Annotated in this window: 15 protein-coding genes and 1 pseudogene; 11 read left to right on the plus strand and 5 right to left on the minus strand. The window is 69.6% G+C overall.

Annotation, left to right across the window (positions count from 1 at the left end; genetic code table 11):
• Positions 1-11 precede the first annotated feature (11 nt).
• A complete protein-coding gene (locus tag JF781_RS19000) occupies positions 12-1,487 on the plus strand; it encodes a condensation domain-containing protein (RefSeq protein WP_225329378.1) in 1,476 nt (491 codons plus the stop codon).
• A gap of 2 nt (positions 1,488-1,489) precedes the next feature.
• Entirely contained in the window at positions 1,490-2,845 is a 1,356-nt protein-coding gene (locus JF781_RS19005) for a hypothetical protein (protein ID WP_225329379.1), read from the plus strand.
• A gap of 4 nt (positions 2,846-2,849) precedes the next feature.
• Here the strand turns inward: JF781_RS19005 and JF781_RS19010 are convergent, their stop codons facing one another.
• The gene (locus JF781_RS19010) at positions 2,850-3,512 is read right to left on the minus strand and encodes a TetR/AcrR family transcriptional regulator (protein ID WP_225329380.1); all 663 of its coding nucleotides are present in this window, start codon (positions 3,510-3,512) and stop codon (positions 2,850-2,852) included.
• Positions 3,513-3,595: 83 nt separating this feature from the next.
• Here JF781_RS19010 and JF781_RS19015 point away from each other — a divergent pair, with 83 nt between their 5' ends.
• Complete coding sequence (locus JF781_RS19015) at positions 3,596-4,504, plus strand: oxygenase MpaB family protein (protein WP_225329381.1); 909 nt, start codon at positions 3,596-3,598, stop codon at positions 4,502-4,504.
• A gap of 95 nt (positions 4,505-4,599) precedes the next feature.
• Positions 4,600-6,192 carry a PPE family protein gene (locus tag JF781_RS19020; RefSeq protein ID WP_225341292.1) on the plus strand — a complete coding sequence of 531 codons (1,593 nt, stop codon included), beginning with the start codon at positions 4,600-4,602 and terminating at the stop codon, positions 6,190-6,192.
• A gap of 23 nt (positions 6,193-6,215) precedes the next feature.
• Here the strand turns inward: JF781_RS19020 and JF781_RS19025 are convergent, their stop codons facing one another.
• From JF781_RS19025 to rpmB, 4 genes are all read right to left on the minus strand, one after another.
• A complete protein-coding gene (locus tag JF781_RS19025; protein WP_225330445.1) occupies positions 6,216-6,410 on the minus strand; it encodes a hypothetical protein in 195 nt (64 codons plus the stop codon).
• A 191-nt stretch (positions 6,411-6,601) separates the two neighbouring features.
• Positions 6,602-6,859, minus strand: a complete 258-nt coding sequence (rpsR, locus tag JF781_RS19030) for a 30S ribosomal protein S18 (RefSeq protein WP_225330446.1) — start codon at positions 6,857-6,859, stop codon at positions 6,602-6,604.
• A 2-nt stretch (positions 6,860-6,861) separates the two neighbouring features.
• The gene (gene rpmG / locus JF781_RS19035) at positions 6,862-7,026 is read right to left on the minus strand and encodes a 50S ribosomal protein L33 (protein ID WP_225330447.1); all 165 of its coding nucleotides are present in this window, start codon (positions 7,024-7,026) and stop codon (positions 6,862-6,864) included.
• A complete protein-coding gene (gene rpmB / locus JF781_RS19040; protein WP_225330448.1) occupies positions 7,026-7,262 on the minus strand; it encodes a 50S ribosomal protein L28 in 237 nt (78 codons plus the stop codon). The genes rpmG and rpmB overlap by 1 nt, the downstream gene beginning before the upstream one ends.
• Positions 7,263-7,367: 105 nt before the next feature.
• On the opposite strand from rpmB, the pseudogene mrf reads away from it, so the two are divergent.
• The 7 genes and pseudogenes from mrf to JF781_RS19075 form a co-directional block, all read left to right on the plus strand.
• A pseudogene (gene mrf / locus JF781_RS19045) lies at positions 7,368-8,568 on the plus strand (ribosome hibernation factor-recruiting GTPase MRF).
• A gap of 209 nt (positions 8,569-8,777) precedes the next feature.
• Entirely contained in the window at positions 8,778-9,683 is a 906-nt protein-coding gene (locus JF781_RS19050) for a class I SAM-dependent methyltransferase (RefSeq protein ID WP_225330449.1), read from the plus strand.
• Between the two features lie 522 nt (positions 9,684-10,205).
• Complete coding sequence (gene eccA3 / locus JF781_RS19055) at positions 10,206-12,059, plus strand: type VII secretion system ESX-3 AAA family ATPase EccA3 (protein ID WP_225330450.1); 1,854 nt, start codon at positions 10,206-10,208, stop codon at positions 12,057-12,059.
• Entirely contained in the window at positions 12,056-13,675 is a 1,620-nt protein-coding gene (gene eccB / locus JF781_RS19060) for a type VII secretion protein EccB (protein WP_225330451.1), read from the plus strand. The genes eccA3 and eccB overlap by 4 nt, the downstream gene beginning before the upstream one ends.
• Positions 13,672-17,649, plus strand: coding sequence for a type VII secretion protein EccCa (gene eccCa, locus JF781_RS19065; RefSeq protein WP_225330452.1), 3,978 nt, complete (start codon positions 13,672-13,674; stop codon positions 17,647-17,649). Before eccB ends, eccCa begins: the two co-directional genes overlap by 4 nt.
• Positions 17,650-17,651: 2 nt before the next feature.
• Positions 17,652-17,960 (plus strand): PE family protein, encoded by a 309-nt coding sequence (locus JF781_RS19070; protein WP_067165003.1) that lies wholly within the window; start codon positions 17,652-17,654, stop codon positions 17,958-17,960.
• 2 nt (positions 17,961-17,962) lie between these two features.
• The coding region (locus tag JF781_RS19075) for a PPE family protein (protein WP_225341293.1) at positions 17,963-19,082 on the plus strand (1,120 nt) is incomplete at its 3' end.

The following is a 19,082-nucleotide window of genomic DNA, read 5'->3' on the forward strand; positions in this document are numbered from 1 at the left end:
GACTCGAGGAAATGGTCGCACTCGGAAATATCAATGAATGGCACCCGCCGCACGGCCCGGTCACCATGTGGATGGCCGCGCCCGCCGCACGGGAAGCGGCCCGCGCCGCGCGGCGAAGCGACCTGGCGCCGAGTTATCAACAGAATCAACACCTCTGGGCCTCCCACCAAGGCAGGGCCATGAACCGGCAGCTGCCCCGGCTGATGATCGTCGCGTGGGACATCCCCGGCACCTGCGACATTCTCGCAATGACGGCGACGGTCAACGCCCACGTGCGCCGCCAGGACACCTATCACAACTGGTTCGAATACGACAACGGCACCTTCGTGCGCCGGGTGATCGACAATCCCGCAGCGATCGAGTTCGTACCCGTGGCGCTCGGGCACAAGACCGCGGAGCAGGTCCGCGCCCACGCCTTGACCACGACCCCGGACACCCTCGAATGGGGCTGCTTCACGTACGGAATCGTCCAGCACGCCGACTATTTCACGTTCTATGCCAGCGTCGACCATTTGCACATCGACGGGTTGTCCGCCGCCCTCATCTTCCTCGACGTCCACCTGATGTATCAGGAACTCGCGCGGACCGGCCACCAGCCCGCCGGGATACCGGAGATCCGGAGTTACCGCGACTACGTTGCGCGCCAACGCGAGAAGGCGGCGGCATTGACGCTGTCGTCGCCCGAGATCAAGGACTGGATCGAGTTCTCCCGCAACACCGACGGCGACTGGCCGAGTTTCCCGCTGCCCCTTGGTGACACGTGGGCCAGCACGAAAGGCGACCTGCTGACGGTCGAGCTGATGGGTGCGGCCGACACCGAGTCGTTCGACGCCGCCTGCGTGGCGGCCGGTGCCCGTTTCATCGGGGGAGTGCTGGCCTGCACGGGCCTGGCCGAGCACGAATTGACCGGCAAGAAGACCTATCACGGATTCACGGCCAAAGACACCCGGACACCGGGCGTCGACTCGATGACCGTGGGGTGGTTCGCCAGCCTGATTCCGATCACCGTGCCCACCGCCGGCGAAACGTTCGCCCAGGCGGCCCGGACGGCGCAGAAGTCGTTCGACGACGCTCAGCGCCTCGCCGATGTGCCGGTCGAGCGGGTGCTGGAGCTGGCCACACCGGACGAACTGGGTATCAAGCTGCCCACCCAGCTGCCGATGATGTTGTCGTTCCTCGACTTCCGCAAGATACCCCTCAACGGGTTGTGGGCGGAGACGAAGTTCGGCACCTACGGTGACAGCCTGTCCCACGGCGGGGTGAACATGTGGATCAACCGCCAGGCCGCGAACACCACGGTGACGATGTCCTTCCCGGACAACGCGATTGCCCGGGAGTCGGTGCTCCACTACATCGCCACGCTGATCCGGGTGTTCGCACGCGTCGCCAGGCCCACCGCCGAGGAGCCGGTTGTGGTTGCGCCCCAGGTGAAACCGGACGAGTCCTTCGCGCCGGCGCCGGACACGGACGATCACGAAGCGGCGTAGCGATGAGCAACGTGTTGGACCTGGCCGACCAAACCCTCTTCCTCGGTGAGCGGGCGACGGGAGCGACCAGCCTGCTGCAGTGCGTCTGGCTGTACGACCGCTCCGTCGACGTCGGCGGGCTGCGTGAGTTCCACCACCACCTCGGCAGGGGGCGGCTGTCGCGGCGGGTCGAGCGGTCCGCCTTGCCGTTTGGCCGTCATCGCTGGGTGGCGACCGGTGAGTGCTCCGCCCTGGAGATCGTCGCGCCGGCGCGGGCGCGCGGGGAGATCGACGCGTGGCTGGACGAGCAAGCCGACAAGCGGCCGGACGCCGAACGCGGCCCCGGCTGGCACCTGGCGATGCTGCCGCTGACCGACGGCGGCGCGGTGGTGAGCCTGGTCACCACGCACTGCCTCACCGACGGCGTCGGGCTGTGCGAGGCCTTGGCCGACGCGGCTCACGGACGCGGCGACGAGACCCGCTGGCCCGCCGCGCGATCCCGGTGGCGGTGGCAAGCCCTGCGCGAGGACGCACGCCAAACCGCGCACGACACGCTCGATGTCGGCCGCGCCCTCGGCGCCGCGGCCCGAATGCTCCGGCAGGGCCGCGACGGTACGGCGGCCGTCGCCCCGCCACGCGGGAAGCGGCCCGCGCGGCCCGCCGCGCCGCAGGACCGCATCACCCTCCCGATGGAGACGATCTTCGTCAGCGCCGTCGACTGGGATGCGCGCGCAAACGCCTTGGGCGGCACCAGCAACGCGCTGCTCGCCGGGTTGGCTGCCCACCTCGCCCGGCGGGTGGGGCGGGTGGCTCCCGACGGCTCGGTCAACGTGGGCATGCCCGTCAACGAACGCACCCCCGGCGACACGCGCGCCAACGCCGTCACGAACGTCGACGTCACGCTGGCCCCCGCGGCGATCACCACGGACCTGCGCGAGATTCGCGCCGCGATCAAGCAGGCGCTGGTTCGCCACCACGACGTGCCCGACGAGCGGTGGGCGCTGCTGCCCCTCGTCCCCCTGATCCCGAAGCCGGTGTTCCGCCGGTTGCTCAGCGTGGTCACCGGCGGCGCGGCCACCGTGGTGTCGTCCAATCTCGGCCCGCTCGACCCGGCCGCCAACCGGCCGGACGCCACGGACGCCGACTATTTCGCCATGAAGTCGGTGTATCCGGGCGTGACCACCGCGACGATGCACCGCACCAACGGGGCGCTGGCGTTGCTGTCCGGGCGGATCCACGACCGGGTCTTCATCTCGGTCCTCGCCTACGAATTGGGCCGCCGCAATTCGAACGAGGCTCTGCGGCAAGCGCTTTCAGAGACACTGAGCGACTTTTCGCTGACCGCCACGACGGGCTGGCAGGCGGCCTGCCCCGTGTGAGCCGCTAGGCCTCGGCGCGTGTTTCGGTGAGCCGGTACAGGTTTGGCTCGGCGAGCTCGTCGAGCAGCGCGGCGAGGTGATCGACGAGTTCGCCGGGTTCGAGCCGGACATCACCGGCCAGCCAGGCGCTGATGGTCTGCCCGACCCCGCCGACCACGAAGTGCGCGGCGGCCTTGATGCGAGCGTTTGCCGGTACCCGCAGCGCGTTGCCGACGTGCTGGCCGGACAACATCGCGAACAGGGCGCTGGACTCGGCGCGTTTGCGCACCACCACGGGATCGGCCAGTTGCATGCTGAACAGCAGGCGGCCCACGCGGGCGTCGTCGGTGATGGTCCGCACGATGTTGGCGATGCCCGCGCGGGTCTGCTCGTCGGCCGGCACCGTGGCGACCGCGGCCTGCGTGGTGGCGGCCAGCTCGGCGACCACCCAGTCGAAAACGCAGGAGACGAATTCGTCCTTGTCGGTGAAGCTCTCGTAGAAGTACCGGGCCGCCAGCCCGGCGCGGCGGCACACGCCGCGGACGGTGACCGCCGAGATGTCCGGCCGCTGATCGCCGAGCAGGTCAAGGCCCGCGGCCAGTAGCCGGTTGCGGCGGCCGGCCAGGCGCTCGGCGGCCTCGACCCCGCGATACGGCCGCGTGCTGGACGTCTCGCTCATGCGGACCATCTTGACACTAACGTCGCCGCGCGACAATATCAGGAAACAAGCGTTCGCACATTAGCGGCCGCGTTGCGGGAGGATTCTGACGAATGGCGATTCAGCAGCCGGTGCAGGCACCGATCGGGCACGTCGAGCGCGGGGCCACCGATCCGCCGCGTCCCCAGCGGCGCAGGCGCGGGCGGGCGCTGGGCATCGACGAGGGTCTGATGGGCGTCGCCCTGCTGGCCGGCCCGGCGAACGTGATCATGCAACTGGCGCAGCCCGGCGTCGGCTATGGCGTCATGGAGAGCCGCGTCGAAAGCGGCCGGGTCGACCTGCACCCGTTCAAGCGGGCCCGCACCACGTTCACCTACCTGGCGGTGGCGACCAACGGCAGCGACGCCCAGAAGGCCGCCTTCCGCCGGGCGGTGAACAAGGCGCATGCGCAGGTTTACTCGACACCGGAAAGCCCGGTGTCCTACAACGCCTTCGATCCCGCGCTGCAGCTCTGGGTGGGGGCGTGTCTGTACAAGGGCGGGCTGGACATCTACCGGATGTTCATCGGTGAGCTCGACGGCGAGGACGCCGAGCGCCACTACCGCGAGGGGATGACGCTGGCCACGACGTTGCAGGTGCCACCGAAGATGTGGCCGGCCGACAGGGCGGCGTTCGACCGTTACTGGGAAGAGTCGCTGGCCAAGGTGCACATCGACGACGCCGTGCGGGAGTACCTGTACCCGATCGCCGCCAACCGCATTCGGGGCGTGAAGCTGCCCGGCCCCGTCCAGCGCCTCTCCGAGGGCTTCGCGCTGATGATCACGACGGGCTTCCTGCCGCAACGGTTCCGCGACGAGATGCGCCTGCCGTGGGACGCGACCAAGCAGCGGCGCTTCGACCGGCTGATCGCCGTGTTGGCCACGGTGAACCGGTATCTGCCGCGGTTCATCCGGCAGTTCCCGTTCAACGTCTTGCTGCACGACCTGGATCGCAGGATCAAGAAGGGGCGACCGCTGGTGTAGCGGCCCGCGGCGGGGCCACCCGCCAAGTTGATAACGACAATCATATTCATTAAGCTCTCCCCGGTCTGGTAAACCCTCCAGCCCGAGGAGTACCTATGACGGCGCCGATCTTCATGGCCTCGCCGCCCGAAGTGCATTCCGCGCTGCTCAGCAGCGGCCCCGGACCCGCGCCGCTGCTGGCGGCCGCCGGCGCGTGGTCCGAGCTGAGCACCGAATACGCTTCCGCGGCAGAACAATTGAGCACCGTGCTGGCGGGGGCTCAGGCGGGGGCGTGGGAGGGGCCCAGCGCGGAGTCCTATGTGGCCGCGCACGCCCCCTATCTGGCCTGGCTGACGAAATCCAGCGCCGACAGCGCCGCCGCCGCGACGCAGCACGAGGCGGCCGCGACCGCCTACACCGCGGCCCTGGCGGCCATGCCGACGCTGCCGGAACTCGCCACCAACCACGTTGTCCACGGGGCGCTGGTGGCGACGAATTTCTTTGGCATCAACACGGTTCCGATCGCGGTCAACGAGGCCGACTACGCGCGGATGTGGACCCAGGCGGCCACCACGATGTCCACCTACCAGGCCGTGTCCACCGCGGCCGTCGCCGCCACACCGCAGGCCGATCCTGCGCCGCCGATCGTGAAATCCGATGCCTCCGGCGGTGATTCGGGCGACGTCGACCATGACCCCAAGATCGACAATCCGTTCAATGACTTCATCGCGAACATCCTGAAGAACTTGGGCATCAACTGGGACCCGTCCGAGGGCACGGTCAACGGCCTGCCCTACGACGCCTACACGAACGCCGGGCAACCCATCTTCTGGGTGGTGCGCGCCCTGGAACTGCTCGAGGATTTCGAGCAGTTCGGCTACTACCTGGTGCACAACCCGGCGTTGGCCTTCCAGTACCTGGTGCAACTCATCCTGTTCGACTGGCCGACGCACATCCTCGAGATTTTCATCAGCCAGCCCGAGTTGTTGGCCCCCGCACTGCTGCTCGCGGCCGCCCCCCTCGGCGCCGTCGGTGGCTTCGCCGGGCTGGCCGGTCTGGCCGCCATACCGCAGCCCGCGGTCGTCCCGGCGGCGGTCGCGGCACCGCCGCCGGCGCCGACGCCCAGCATCCCGCCCGCCATTGCCATGGCCCCCACCCCCGTCGCGCCGGCCGCGGCTCCCGCCTCGGCCCCGGCGCCGGCGCCCGCCCCCACGGCGACCACGGTGGCCACCGCCCCTGCGGCGCCGGCACCGGCGCCGGCGGCAGCGGGGCTCTTCCCTCCCTACGTCATCGGCCCTCCGGGCATGGGGACGGGCTCGGGGATGAGCTCGAGCGCCAGCTCGAGCGCCAAAAGGAAAGCGCCGGAACCGGATAGCGCCGCCGCCGCGGCCGCCGCGGCCGCACGCACGCGCAAAACGGCGCGGGCCCGCCGGCGCCGGCGCGCGGCGGATCGCGGCTATGGCGACGAGTTCATGGACATGAACGTCGACGTCGATCCCGATTGGGCCGGGCCGCCCCCGGGGCACGAGGCGTCGGCGTCCGATCGGGGTGCCGGCGCACTGGGATTCGCGGGAACCGCGGAGCGTGAGGCGGTCGCCGCGGCAGCCCGGCTGACCAGGCTGGCCGGGGACGAATTCGGCGGCGGCCCAACGGCACCGATGATGCCGGGCACGTGGGGCACCGACGAGGCGCCCGGCCAGGACGGCTAGCCGAGGGGAGCGGTACGTTCGGGTCAGTTGCGTCCACGCGAGTCACGCGACCAACGCTGATGCCGATCGAGTTGCCTTGGGACGGGGATGTTTTCCCACTCCCCGCGCACCAGCCAGTCGCGCAGCGCCGCGGCCGCATCGCTGTCGGCGATGGGGCCTATCCACTGGGCCGGGCCGCTGGCCACTCGATCGTTCGTGCAGGGCTGGACCAGGGCCATGACGCCCCCACCGCTCGGCCGAGAGGCACAGGTGAGCGGTCCGAGCATGCAGGCGGCCGAGATCAACATGGAATGCGGGCAGCGCCGGATGGCGGGACGCAATTCGTCGATGACCGACAGTCGATCGTCGACGGCGCATGTGGCACAGACGATTACGGTGAACGGGCGGTCGGTGCCGCGGTGTGGGGACGTCAACGCGCCGTGTGCCGTCCGGGGTAGGGCAGTAGCGCCATTTCGCGGGCGTTTTTGACGGCCGTCGCGACCTGTCGTTGTTGTTGGATGGACAGGCCGGTCACCTGGCGGGAACGGATCTTGCCGCGTTCGGAGATGAACACCCGCAGCGTCGCGGTGTCCTTGTAGTCCACGACGGGAACCCCGAGGCTCTCGAGCAGATTCCTCTTGGGCGAGCGGCCGCCCGTCGGGGTGGCCCGGCGCGCGACTTTGGCCATGGTCAGCGCTCCTCGCGAAAGTCGACGTGGCGGCGGATGACGGGGTCGTATTTGCGCAACACCACGCGGTCGGGATCGTTGCGCCGGTTCTTGCGGGTGATGTAGGTGTAGCCGGTTCCCGCCGTGGAGCGCAGTTTGACCAGGATGCGAATCCCGTTGCGCGCCATCAGATTCGCTGTCCTTGGCGGCGTAACCGCGCGACGACGGCCTCGATCCCGTCGCGGTCGATGACTTTGATGCCCTTGGCGCTGACCCGAAGACGAATTCGGCGGTTCTCCGACGGCAGGTAGTACGTCTTGCGCTGGATGTTGGGGTCGAAGCGCCGAGCGGTTCGGCGATGGGAATGCGACACCGCGTTACCGAAACCCGGCCGCCGGCCGGTCACCTGGCAATGGGCGGACACCGTGCACCTCCTGATTCGCTTATTGAAAATCATTTTCGACAAGGTTCAGCACGGACGGTACCGTAGGAACGGCCTAGATGAAAACGATTATCAATAAGGAGGACGATGCGGACGCCCGTCATCCTCGTCGCCGGCCAGCAGGGCACCGACTCGGTCACCGGGGCGCTGCTGCGCACCCCGGGAACGCTGGTCGTGGAGCACCGATTCGACGGTCACGTGGTGCGCCGCACGACGGCGACGCTGTCCGACGGCGTCCTGACCAGCACCGAGAACGGACTGGAACTCGCGCACGGCTGCGTCTCGTGCACCATCCCGCAACGACCTGTTGGTGCTGCTGCGCCAGCTGCACCGCCGCGCCGACGTCGACCGGATCGTGGTGCACCTGGCGCCCTGGCTGGAACCCGAACCAATCTGCTTGGCCATCAAGCACGTTCGGGTGCGCGTCGCGCCGGGGTACGTCGACGGGCCCGCGGCCCTGGACGTGGCGATCGCCGCGGTGGTGACCTGCGTCGATTCGGCGGCCTGGCTGGGCCAGGCACTGGGGGAGGACGAGCTCGAAGACGGGCGCACTCGGGCCCAGGCGGTGATCGGGCAGGCCGAGTTCGCCGATGTCGTCGTGCTCGACCACGCCAACCCGTTCGTGGCGGCCGTGCTGCGCCGCCTGTGTCCGCGCGCACACGTTCGCGTCGGGGCGGTCGGCATCGAGGACGCGCTGAACAATCTGTACCGCGACGCGCGCCGCGGCCGCAGCGACGACCCGCACGGTCCGCTGCTGGCCGGACAACCGCCGCTGGAGTCGCGCGGGCCGATCAGCCTGGTGGAGTTCAATGCCCGCCGCCCCTTCCATCCGCAGCGCCTGCACGCCTGCCTGGACCTGTTGCTCGACGGCGTGATCAGGACCCGGGGGCGGCTCTGGCTGGCCAGCAACCCCGACCGCGCGATGTGGCTGGAATCGGCGGGCGCGGGGCTGCGGGTCAGCTCGGCCGGCAAGTGGCTGGCGGCGATGAACGGACCGCAGCGCGACGGCGTCGACGCGGAGCGACGCGCGCTGGCCGCCCTCGGCTGGGACGACCGGCACGGCGACCGGCATACCGCGATGGTCATCCTCGCGTGCGGTGCCAGCACCGACGAGATTCTCGACGCGCTGCACGGCGCGCTGCTCACCGAGGAGGAGATGCGGCACCAGTGCGACTGGATCGCCTACGACGACCCGTTCGGCGACTGGCACGAGGATCCGTGCGCGGAATTGACCGAAGCCGCCGACAACGCGGCGCGGCACACCCAGCAAGGCACGGACCCGTCCTGAAGCCCGGCGTTCATCCCGCCGTCGTCGAGGTCACCGCGGACCCGCACCCGTTCCGGGCCGGGCGGCCGCCGCGGCGTCGACCGCGCCGGACAAGGGCAGATATTCCACCGCCGCTACGGCCGCCGGTAGCCGACGCCACGCCGACGCGCGCCACTACCGTTGCGCGCCAGCGGAAAAGGACCGCGTCGCGGCGGCGTACTGTGGGCTGAGTGCGAAGCGAAGGCGATACCTGGGACATCACCACGAGCGTGGGCTCGACCGCGTTGTTCGTGGCAACGGCGCGGGCGTTGGAGGCGCAAAAGCCCGACCCGCTGGCCGTGGATCCGTACGCGGAGATCTTCTGCCGCGCCGTCGGCGGCAACGCCGCCGACGTCCTCGACGGCAAGGATCCCGACCATCAGCTGAAGACCGCCGACTTCGGCGAAAACTTCGTCAACTTCCAGGGCGCCCGCACCCGGTACTTCGACAACTACTTCCGGCGCGCCGCCGACGCGGGCGTGCGACAGGTGGTCGTCCTGGCGGCCGGCCTGGACTCGCGCGCCTACCGCCTGGACTGGCCGGCCGCGACCACGATCTTCGAGCTCGACCAGCCGCAGGTGCTCGACTTCAAGCGTGAGGTGCTGGCCGGCGTCGGCGCCCAGCCGCGCGCCGAGCGCCGCGAGATCGCCATCGATCTGCGCGAGGACTGGCCGCAGGCCCTGCGCGACAGCGGCTTCGACCCGGCCAAACCGTCGGCGTGGATCGCCGAGGGCCTACTGATCTATCTCCCGGCGAGCGCTCAGGAGCAGCTGTTCACTGGTATCGACGGGCTCGCGAGCCACGGCAGCCACGTCGCCGTGGAGGACGGCGCCCCGATGAAGCCCGAGGACTTCGAGACCGCCGTCGCGGAAGAACGGGCCGCCACCGCCCAGGGCGATCAGCGCGTGTTCTTCCAGCTGGTCTACAACGAGCAGTGCGCGCCCGCCACCGAATGGTTCGGCAACCGAGGCTGGACCGCGGTCGGGACACCGTTGGCCGATTACCTTCGCGAGGTCGGCCGCCCGGTGCCCGGACCGGAGACCGAAGCCGGCCCGATGATCGCGCGTAACACCTTGGTGAGCGCCGTCCGGGCCTAGCCGCCGAAACGAAGACCGGTCGCGAACGACGATTCGCGGCCGGTCTTTTTTGTTGGCCCTCACGACGGCCCGGTGAGTTCGCCCGGAGGCGCGATCGACGGCGGAACTTTTCCGGTTCGCCAGCCGACTAGTGGCTGCGTGATCGTCCCACCGGCCGCGCGGTCGAGGCGATCGACGAGCACCACCCGATCGTCGAGGAGTCGTCGCCATGACCACGCCGGTGCGGACGGCGTCGTCCCTGATCCGCTCGGCGGGGCCGGCGGGCGCCGAGCTTGCGGGCCGGGATTGATAATGAAAATGATTTTCAGTAAGGTGAGGCCTTGCTGTGAGGCCGCACGACGTGCGGCTGTGAGTATGCCGAAAATGCGGCTAAACCCTCTCCGGAACGCCCCCATCGGCGGTAGAAGAAGGGCAGTGCAGTGGTGAGTCGGACAGGCCCAAACGCCTCGACAGTTAGCTTATGCAATGCTAACTTCAGGCGGGTCAGGTTAGGGGAGACTACATACATGAAAAGACGCGGCCGTGGAACACGGTGACACCGGCATGCTCACAGTTCAGCCCGTCAATCCGCGGGTCGACACGCGCGTTGACGGCGACGTCGTCAGCCGGTTCGCCACGTGCTGCCGCGCGCTGGGCATCGTCGTCTACCAGCGCCAGCGGCCGGCCGACCTGGCCGCGGCTCGCTCGGGTTTCACCGCGCTGACGCGCATCGCCCACGACCAATGCGACGCGTGGACGGGACTGGCGGCCGCCGGGGATGCGTCGCTGCGAGTGCTCGAGGCGGTGTCGCGCACCGCGGCCACCGCGGGCGTGCTGCAGCGCCAGGTCGATCTGGCGCCCGACTCGCTGGGCTTCCGCTACGACACCGGACTGTATCTACAGTTTCGCGCCACCACTCCCGACGACTTCCACCTCGCCTACGCGGCGTCGCTCGCCACGGCGGGACGGTTTGCTGACGCCGACGCCATCGTCGCCGGCCTGAGTGCCGAGCGCCCGAACTGGCGTGAGGCCCGCTGGGTGTCCGTCGTCATCAACTACCGCGCCGAGCGCTGGTCGGACGTCGTCAAGCTGCTGACCCCGATCGTCAACGACACGGATCTCGACGAGGCGTTCTCGCACGCGGCCAAAATCGCCCTCGGCACCGCGCTGGCCCGGCTGGGCATGTTCGCCCCGGCGCTGTCCTATCTGGAGGAGCCCGACGGACCGGTCGCGGTGGCGGCCGTCGATGGCGCGCTGGCCAAAGCGCTGGTGCTGCGCGCGCACGTCGACGAGGACTCGGCGAGCGAAGTGCTGCAGGACCTCTATGCGGCCCACCCCGAGAACGAACAGGTCGAACAGGCCCTGACCGACACCAGTTTCGGCATCGTGACCACGACGGCGGCCCGCATCGAGGCCCGCACCGATCCGTGGAACCCCGAAACCGAGCCCAGCGCCGAGGATTTCGTCGATCCCGCCGCCCACGAACGCAAGGCCGTGCTGCTGCACGAGGCGGAACGTCAGCTCGCCGAATTCATCGGCCTCGAAGAGGTCAAGAACCAGGTGTCGCGGCTGAAGAGCTCGGTCGCCATGGAGCTGGTCCGCAAGCAGCGCGGACTCGCGGTCGCGCAGCGCGCCCACCACCTGGTCTTCGCCGGCCCACCCGGAACCGGTAAGACCACCATCGCCCGCGTGGTCGCAAAAATCTATTGCGGCCTTGGGCTTTTGAAGCGGGAGAACATCCGCGAGGTGCACCGCGCCGACCTCATCGGCCAGCACATCGGCGAGACAGAGGCCAAGACCAACGCGATCATCGACAGCGCGCTCGACGGCGTGCTGTTCCTCGACGAGGCCTACGCACTGGTCGCCACCGGCGCCAAGAACGACTTCGGGCTGGTGGCCATCGACACACTGCTGGCGCGGATGGAGAACGACCGCGACCGCCTGGTGGTCATCATCGCCGGGTACCGCGCCGACCTGGACAAATTCCTGGACACCAACGAGGGCCTGCGTTCCCGGTTCACCCGCAACATCGACTTCCCTTCCTACGCACCGTCGGAACTGGTCGAGATCGCGAACAAGATGGCCGAGCAGCGCGACAGCATCTTCGAAAGGGCCGCGCTCGACCACATGGAGGAGCTGTTCACGAACTTGGCGACCGACTCGACCCCCGACGCCAACGGAATCTCACGACGCAACTTGGACATCGCCGGTAACGGTCGATTCGTCCGAAACATCGTCGAACGCTCCGAAGAAGAACGAGAGTTCCGGCTCGACCATTCGGAACACGCCGGAACCGGCGAATTCAGTGACGAGGAATTGATGACGATCACCGACGACGACGTCGCAAGGTCGGTTGAGCCGCTGCTGCGCGGCCTCGGGCTGTCGGTGCCGGCATGACGTCCAACCATCAACCCGACGAACGCCGTTCGTTCACCTCTCGCACCCCGGTCAACGACAACCCCGACCAGGTCGAGTACCGCCGCGGCTTCGTCACCCGGCATCAGGTCAGCGGCTGGCGATTCGTGATGCGCCGGATCGCCTCCGGTATTGCGTTGCACGACACCAGGATGCTCGTCGACCCCCTGCGCACCCAGTCGCGCGCGGTGGCGATGGGCGCCGTCCTTCTGATCACCGGCCTGGCCGGTTGCTTCGTGTTCTCGCTCATCCGGCCCAGCGGGACGGCGGGCACCAACGCCGTGCTCGCCGACCGGTCAACCGCCGCGCTGTATGTCCGTGTCGGTGAGGACCTGCATCCGGTGCTCAACCTGACCTCGGCGCGGCTGATCACGGGCCGGCCGGTGGACCCCACCATGGTGAAAAGCAGTGAGCTGGACCGGTTTCCGCGCGGCAACCTGATCGGCATCCCCGGCGCGCCGGAACGGATGGTGCAAAACCCGTCGGCCGACGCGAACTGGACGGTGTGCGACGCGGTCAGCGAGCCCGGCGGGCACGCCGCCCACAGCACCGGCGTCACGGTGATCGCGGGCCGGCCCGACAGCAGCGGCGCCCGCGCCGCCACGCTCGCGCCGCGCCAGGCACTGCTCGCCGAGCGCGACGGCACCACCTGGTTGCTGTGGGAGGGCAAGCGCAGTCAAATCAACCTGACCGACCATGCGATCACCAACGCACTTGGCTTGGGACAGGGCAACTCTGACATCCCCGCGCCCCGCCCCATCGCCCTGGGCCTGTTCAACGCGATACCCGAGGCGCCGTCGTTGACCGCGCCCGGCATCCCGAACGCCGGTGCGCCGGCGCCCTTTACCACCACCGCACCGATCGGCGCGGTGGTGGTGTCCTACACCCTGGATCAGAGCTCCTCGGGTGCGCCGCGCTACTACGCGGTGCTGCCCGACGGCCTGCAGCAGATCTCGCCGGTGCTCGCCGCGATCCTGCGCAACACGAATTCCTATGGGCTGGACCAACCCCCGCGGCTGGGCGCCGATGCGGTGGCCAAGCTGCCGGTGTCGCGGATGCTGGACACCACGCGGTACCCGGACCAGCAGGTGGGCCTGGTGGACGCCGCCAAATCGCCGGTCTCGTGCGCGTATTGGAGCAAGCCCGCCGGTGCCGCCAGCAGCTCGGTGAACCTGCTGTCCGGCTCGGCCCTGCCGGTGGCCGAATCGATACGCACCGTCGACCTGGTGGGCGGCGGCGCGCCGACCACCGCCGCCCGCGTCGCCCTGGCGCCGGGATACGGATACTTCACCCAGACCGTCGGCGGCGGGCCGAACTCGCCGGGCGCCGGGTCGCTGTTCTGGGTCTCTGACACCGGTGTCCGCTACGGCATCGACAACGAGGCGGAGCACCCGGCCGCCGGGCAGGGCAAAACCGTTGAGGCCCTTGGCCTTACCGGGCCGCCGGTCCCCATTCCGTGGTCGATGTTGTCGCTGTTCGCGAGCGGCCCGACGTTATCGCGCGCCGACGCGCTGCTGGCACACGACGGGCTGACGCCCGACCAGAAGCCCGGCCGCGTCACCGCTGCTGCTAGGGAAGCCGAGGGAGCCCCCCGATGAGCCGACTGATCTTCGAAGCGCGCCGCCGGCTGGCGCCGCCGGTGACCCGCAAGGGCACCATCGCCATCGAGGCGCCGCCCGAGTTGCCCCGGGTGATTCCGCCGTCGTTCCTGCGCCGGGCGATGCCGTACGTGCTGGTGATCCTGATCGTCGGCATGATCGTCGCCCTGTTCGCGACCGGGATGCGGTTGATCTCCCCGCAGACCCTGTTCTTCCCGTTCGTGCTGTTGCTCGCCGCGACGGCGATGTACCGCGGCAACGACAACAAGACGCGCACCGAGGAGGTCGACGCCGAGCGCGCCGACTACCTGCGCTACCTGTCTGTGGTCCGGGACAACATCCGTACCCAGGCCGCCGCGCAGCGCGCCGCCGCGCAGTGGTCCCACCCGGAACCCGCGGCGCTGGCCGCCGTGCCCGGAACGCGCCGTCAGTGGGAGCGCGACCCGCACGATCCCGACTTCCTGGTGCTGCGGGCCGGGCGGCACCACGTGCCCCTGGCGACCGCGCTGCGGGTCAACGACACCGCGGACGAGATCGACCTGGAGCCGGTGTCGCACAGCGCATTACGCAGCCTGCTCGAGACCCACCGCACGGTGCGTGACGTGCCGACCGGAATCGACCTGGCCAAGGTCTCGAGGATCACCGTGCTCGGCCCCGAAGACCAGGCGCGCTCGGCGATGCGGGCCTGGGTCGCTCAGGCGGTCACCTGGCACGACCCGACGGTGCTCGGGGTCGCGCTGGTCACTCCCGATCTCGAGGGAGCGGACTGGTCGTGGCTGAAGTGGCTGCCGCACATCGACATTCCCGGTGAGCTCGACGGCGTCGGGCCGGCCCGCTTCATGGCCACCAACGCCGACGAACTGGTCGTCAAGCTGGGGTCCGCGCTCGTCGACCGCCCGGCGTTCACCGGCGAACCCGCCGACGCGCTGCGGCACCTGCTGATCGTCGTCGACGACCCGGACTACGACCTGAACGCCTCGACCCTGGCGATGGGCCGGGCGGGTGTCACCGTGGTGCACCGCGGCGCCACCGCCCCGCACCGCGAGCAGTATTCGGACCCGGAGAAGCCGATCCTGCGCATCAGCGTCGGCGGCCGAGGCTGCTCCCTCGAGCGCTGGCAGACCGGCGGCTGGCAGCCCTACATCGACGACGCCGACCAGCTGGGCGCCGACGAGGCCGCCCACCTGGCGCGCCAGCTGTCGCGGTGGGACTCCAACCCGTCCCACACGGGGTTGCGCTCGGCGGCCACCCGCGGCGCCACGTTCACCACGATGCTGGGCATCTCGGACGCGTCGCAACTGGATGTGCCGACGCTGTGGGCGCCCCGGCGCCGCGAGGACGAGCTGCGCGTCCCGATCGGGGTCACCGCCACCGGTGAGCCGCTGATGTTCGACCTCAAGGACGAGGCCGAGGGCGGGATGGGCCCGCACGGTCTGATGATCGGTATGACGGGGTCGGGTAAGTCCCAGACCCTGATGTCGATCCTGTTGTCGCTGTTGACGACTCACTCGGCGGACCGGTTGATCGTCATCTACGCCGACTTCAAGGGTGAGGCCGGGGCCGACAGCTTCCGCCATTTCCCGCAGGTTGTCGCGGTGATCTCCAACATGGCCGAAAAGAAGTCGCTGGCCGACCGGTTCGCCGACACGCTGCGCGGCGAGGTGGCCCGCCGGGAGACGCTGCTGCGTGAGGCCGGCCGCCGGGTGCAGGGCAGCGCCTTCAACTCGGTGGTCGAGTACGAGAACGCCATCGCGGCGGGGCACGACCTGGCGCCGATCCCGACGCTGTTCGTGGTGGCCGACGAGTTCACGTTGATGCTGGCGGACCACCCGGAGTACGCGGAGCTGTTCGATTACGTTGCCCGCAAAGGCCGTTCGTTCCGCATCCACATCCTGTTCGCGTCGCAGACGCTGGATGTCGGAAAGATCAAGGACATCGACAAGAACACCTCCTACCGCATCGGGTTGAAGGTGGCCAGCCCCAGCGTGTCCCGCCAGATCATCGGCGTGGAGGACGCCTATCACATCGAATCCGGCAAGGAGCACAAGGGCGTGGGCTTCTTGGTGCCCGCGCCGGGCGCGACCCCGATCAAGTTTCGCAGCACCTATGTCGACGGCATCTACGATCCGCCGCAGAAGGCCAAATCGCTGGTGGTGCCGTCCATCCCGGAGCCCAAGGTGTTCACCGCCGGGCGGGTCGAGCCCGATCAGGACACCGTGATCACCAGCCCCGACGAGGTCGAACTGACCGGGCCGCCGCGCAAGCTCATCGCCACCATCGGCGACCAGCTGGCCGGTTACGGTCCGCGCGCGCCGAAGTTGTGGCTGCCGCCGCTGGACGAGCCGATCCCGGTGACCGCGATGCTGGCCCGGGCCGGCGTGCCGCCGCGGCAGTGGCGGTGGCCGCTGGGCGAGATCGACAAGCCGTTCGAGATGCGCCGCGACCCGCTGATCTTCGATGCCGCGTCGTCGGCCGGAAACATGGTCATCCACGGTGGCCCCAAGTCGGGGAAGTCGACTGCGCTGCAGACGTTTATGTTGTCGGCGGCCAGCCTGCACTCGCCGCGCGAGGTCACGTTCTACTGCCTGGACTACGGCGGCGGCAAGCTGCGCGCGCTGGAGGGTCTGGCGCACGTCGGCAGCGTCGCCTCGGCGCTGGAGCCCGAACGGATCCGGCGCACCTTCGGGGAGCTCGAGCAGCTGCTGTTGTCGCGGCAGCGCCGCGAGGCGTTCCGGGACTCCCGCGGTGGGGTCCCCGACGACGGGTTCGGCGAGGTGTTCCTGCTCATCGACAACCTCTACGCGTTCGGCCGTGACAACACCGACCAGTTCAACACGCGAAACCCGTTGCTGGCCAAGGTCACCGAGCTGGTCAACATCGGGCTGGCGTACGGCATCCACGTCGTCGTCACCACGCCCAGCTGGCTGGAGGTGCCGCTGTCGATGCGGGACGGCCTCGGGTTGCGGCTCGAGCTCAAGCTGCACGATCCGCGGGACAGCAATGTGCGGGTGGTCGGCGCCCTGCGCCGGCCCGCCGAGGCGGTGCCGCACGACCAGCCGGGCCGCGGATTGACCATGGCCGCAGAACATTTCCTGTTCGCCGCCCCGGAGCTGGACCAGGTCGCCGCCATCAACGACCGCTACCCGGGCATGGCGGCGCCGCCGGTGCGGCTGCTGCCCACCAATCTCGCCCCGGATGCCGTCGGGTCGCTCTACCGCGGGACGGAACAGGTGGTCATCGGCCAGCGCGAGGAGGATCTCGCGCCGGTGGTGGTCGACTTCGCCGACAACCCGCTGCTGATGGTGTTCGGTGACAGCAAGTCGGGGAAGACGACGCTGCTGCGCCACCTCATTCGCACGGTCCGCGAACACTCGACGCCGGATCAGGTGGCCTTCACGGTGCTGGATCGGCGGTTGCACCTCGTCGACGAACCGTTGTTCGCCGACAACGAGTACACCGCCAACATCGACCGCATCATCCCGGCGATGTTGGGGCTGGCCAACCTCATCGAGTCGCGCCGGCCACCGGCCGGCATGTCACCGGCCGAACTGTCGCGGTGGACGTTTGCGGGCCAGACCCACTACCTGATCATCGACGACGTGGATCAGATACCGGATTCGCCGGCGATGAGTGGCCCCTACGTCGGGCAGCGCCCGTGGAGTCCGCTGCTCGGGTTGCTCTCGCAGGCAGCCGATTTGGGGATCCGGGTGATCGTCACCGCGCGGGCCAGCGGGTCGGGGCACGCGTTGATGACGAACCCGCTGCTGCGCCGCTTCAACGACCTGCAGGCGACCACGTTGATGCTCGCGGGCAACCCGCAAGACAGCGGCAAGATCCGCGGTCAACGGTTCGGCCGGTTGCCGGCCGGACGGGCGATCCTGTTGGGCGACAGCGACGGTCCGACGTACGTGCAATTGATCAACCCCTTGATCGGGGAAACCGTAATGGCAAGTGAAGCGCAACGGGAGGAGTAGAGATGACGCTGCGAGTGGTTCCCGAAGGTCTGGCCGCCACCAGCGCCGCGGTGGAGGCGCTGACGGCACGGCTGGCGGCCGCGCACGCGGCGGCGGCCCCGGCGATCACGGCGGTGGTGCCGCCGGCGGTCGATCCGGTGTCGCTGCAGACGGCTGTGGGGTTCAGCGCTCAGGGCCAGGAGCACTCGGCCATGGCGGCCCAGGGCGTCGAAGAGCTGGGCCGCGCCGGGCTCGGCGTCGGGGAGGCCGGCGCGAGCTATCTCGCGGGCGACACCGCGGCCGCTGCGACGTTCGGGATCGCGGGCGCCTGACGATGACCGCCCCCTTCGGCCCCATCTGGATGGCGTCGCCACCAGAGGTGCATTCGGCGTTGCTGAGCGCCGGTCCGGGACCGGGGCCGCTGTTGGCGGCCGCCGGTGCGTGGACCTCGCTCAGCGCCCAATACGCCACGGCGGCCGGCGAACTCAGTGCCTTGTTGGGGGAGGCACAGGCGGGGGCGTGGGAAGGGCCGAGCGCCGAGCAGTATGTGGCGGCCCACCTGCCGTACCTGGCATGGCTGCAGCAGGCCAGCGCCGACAGCGCTGGCGCCGCGGCGCAACAGGAGGTCGCGGCGACGGCGTACACGGCCGCGTTGGCGGCCATGCCGACGCTGGCCGAGCTCGCCACCAACCACGCCGTCCACGGGGTGCTGGTGGGGACGAATTTCTTTGGCATCAACACGATTCCGATTGCGGTCAACGAGGCCGACTACGCGCGGATGTGGGTCCAGGCGGCCACCACCATGGGCACCTACCAGGCCGTCTCGGGCTCGGCGCTGGCCGCGGCACCGCGCACCATGGCCGCGCCGACCATCGTCAATCCCGGGAGCGAGACCAACAACCTCACGTCCAACGCCGCGCAGAACACCGGCGACTGGTGGCAGAACTTCATCCAGCAGTTGTCGAAGTTCCTGCAGGATTTTTTCCAGAACATCCAGCAGATGCTGCAGGACTTCTTCTCGAACCTGCCGGCGTTCCTGGCGGCCAACGGACCGCTGCTGTTCTTCGTCGCCTACCAGGTGTTCTTCAACGCCGTCGGCTGGCCGACCTGGGGCGCGATCCTGACCGCGCCGTTCCTGATTCCGCTCCTGCTGGGCATCGGCCTCAGTTCCTTGTTCGCCACGCCCGCCGAGGCCGCACCGGAGGCGGCGGCCCCGGCCGCCGTGGCCCCCGTGCTGGCATCGAACAAGCCGTCCATGCTGCCGGCGGTCGCCCTGGCGCCGACGGTGGCGACTCCCGCCGCGACCCCGGCCACGACGGTCGCGGCCGGCACCGGCGCGCCCGCCGCCCCGGCGCCGGCGGCGCCGGCCGGAAGCTTCGCCTACGTGGTCGCCTACGGCGCTGACCCGGAAACCGGCGTCGGTCCCACCCTGGGCGGCCGCGGCGGGGCCAAGG

It is taken from the genome of Mycobacterium sp. WUMAC-067 (assembly GCF_020217485.1).
Taxonomy (GTDB): Bacteria; Actinomycetota; Actinomycetes; order Mycobacteriales; family Mycobacteriaceae; genus Mycobacterium.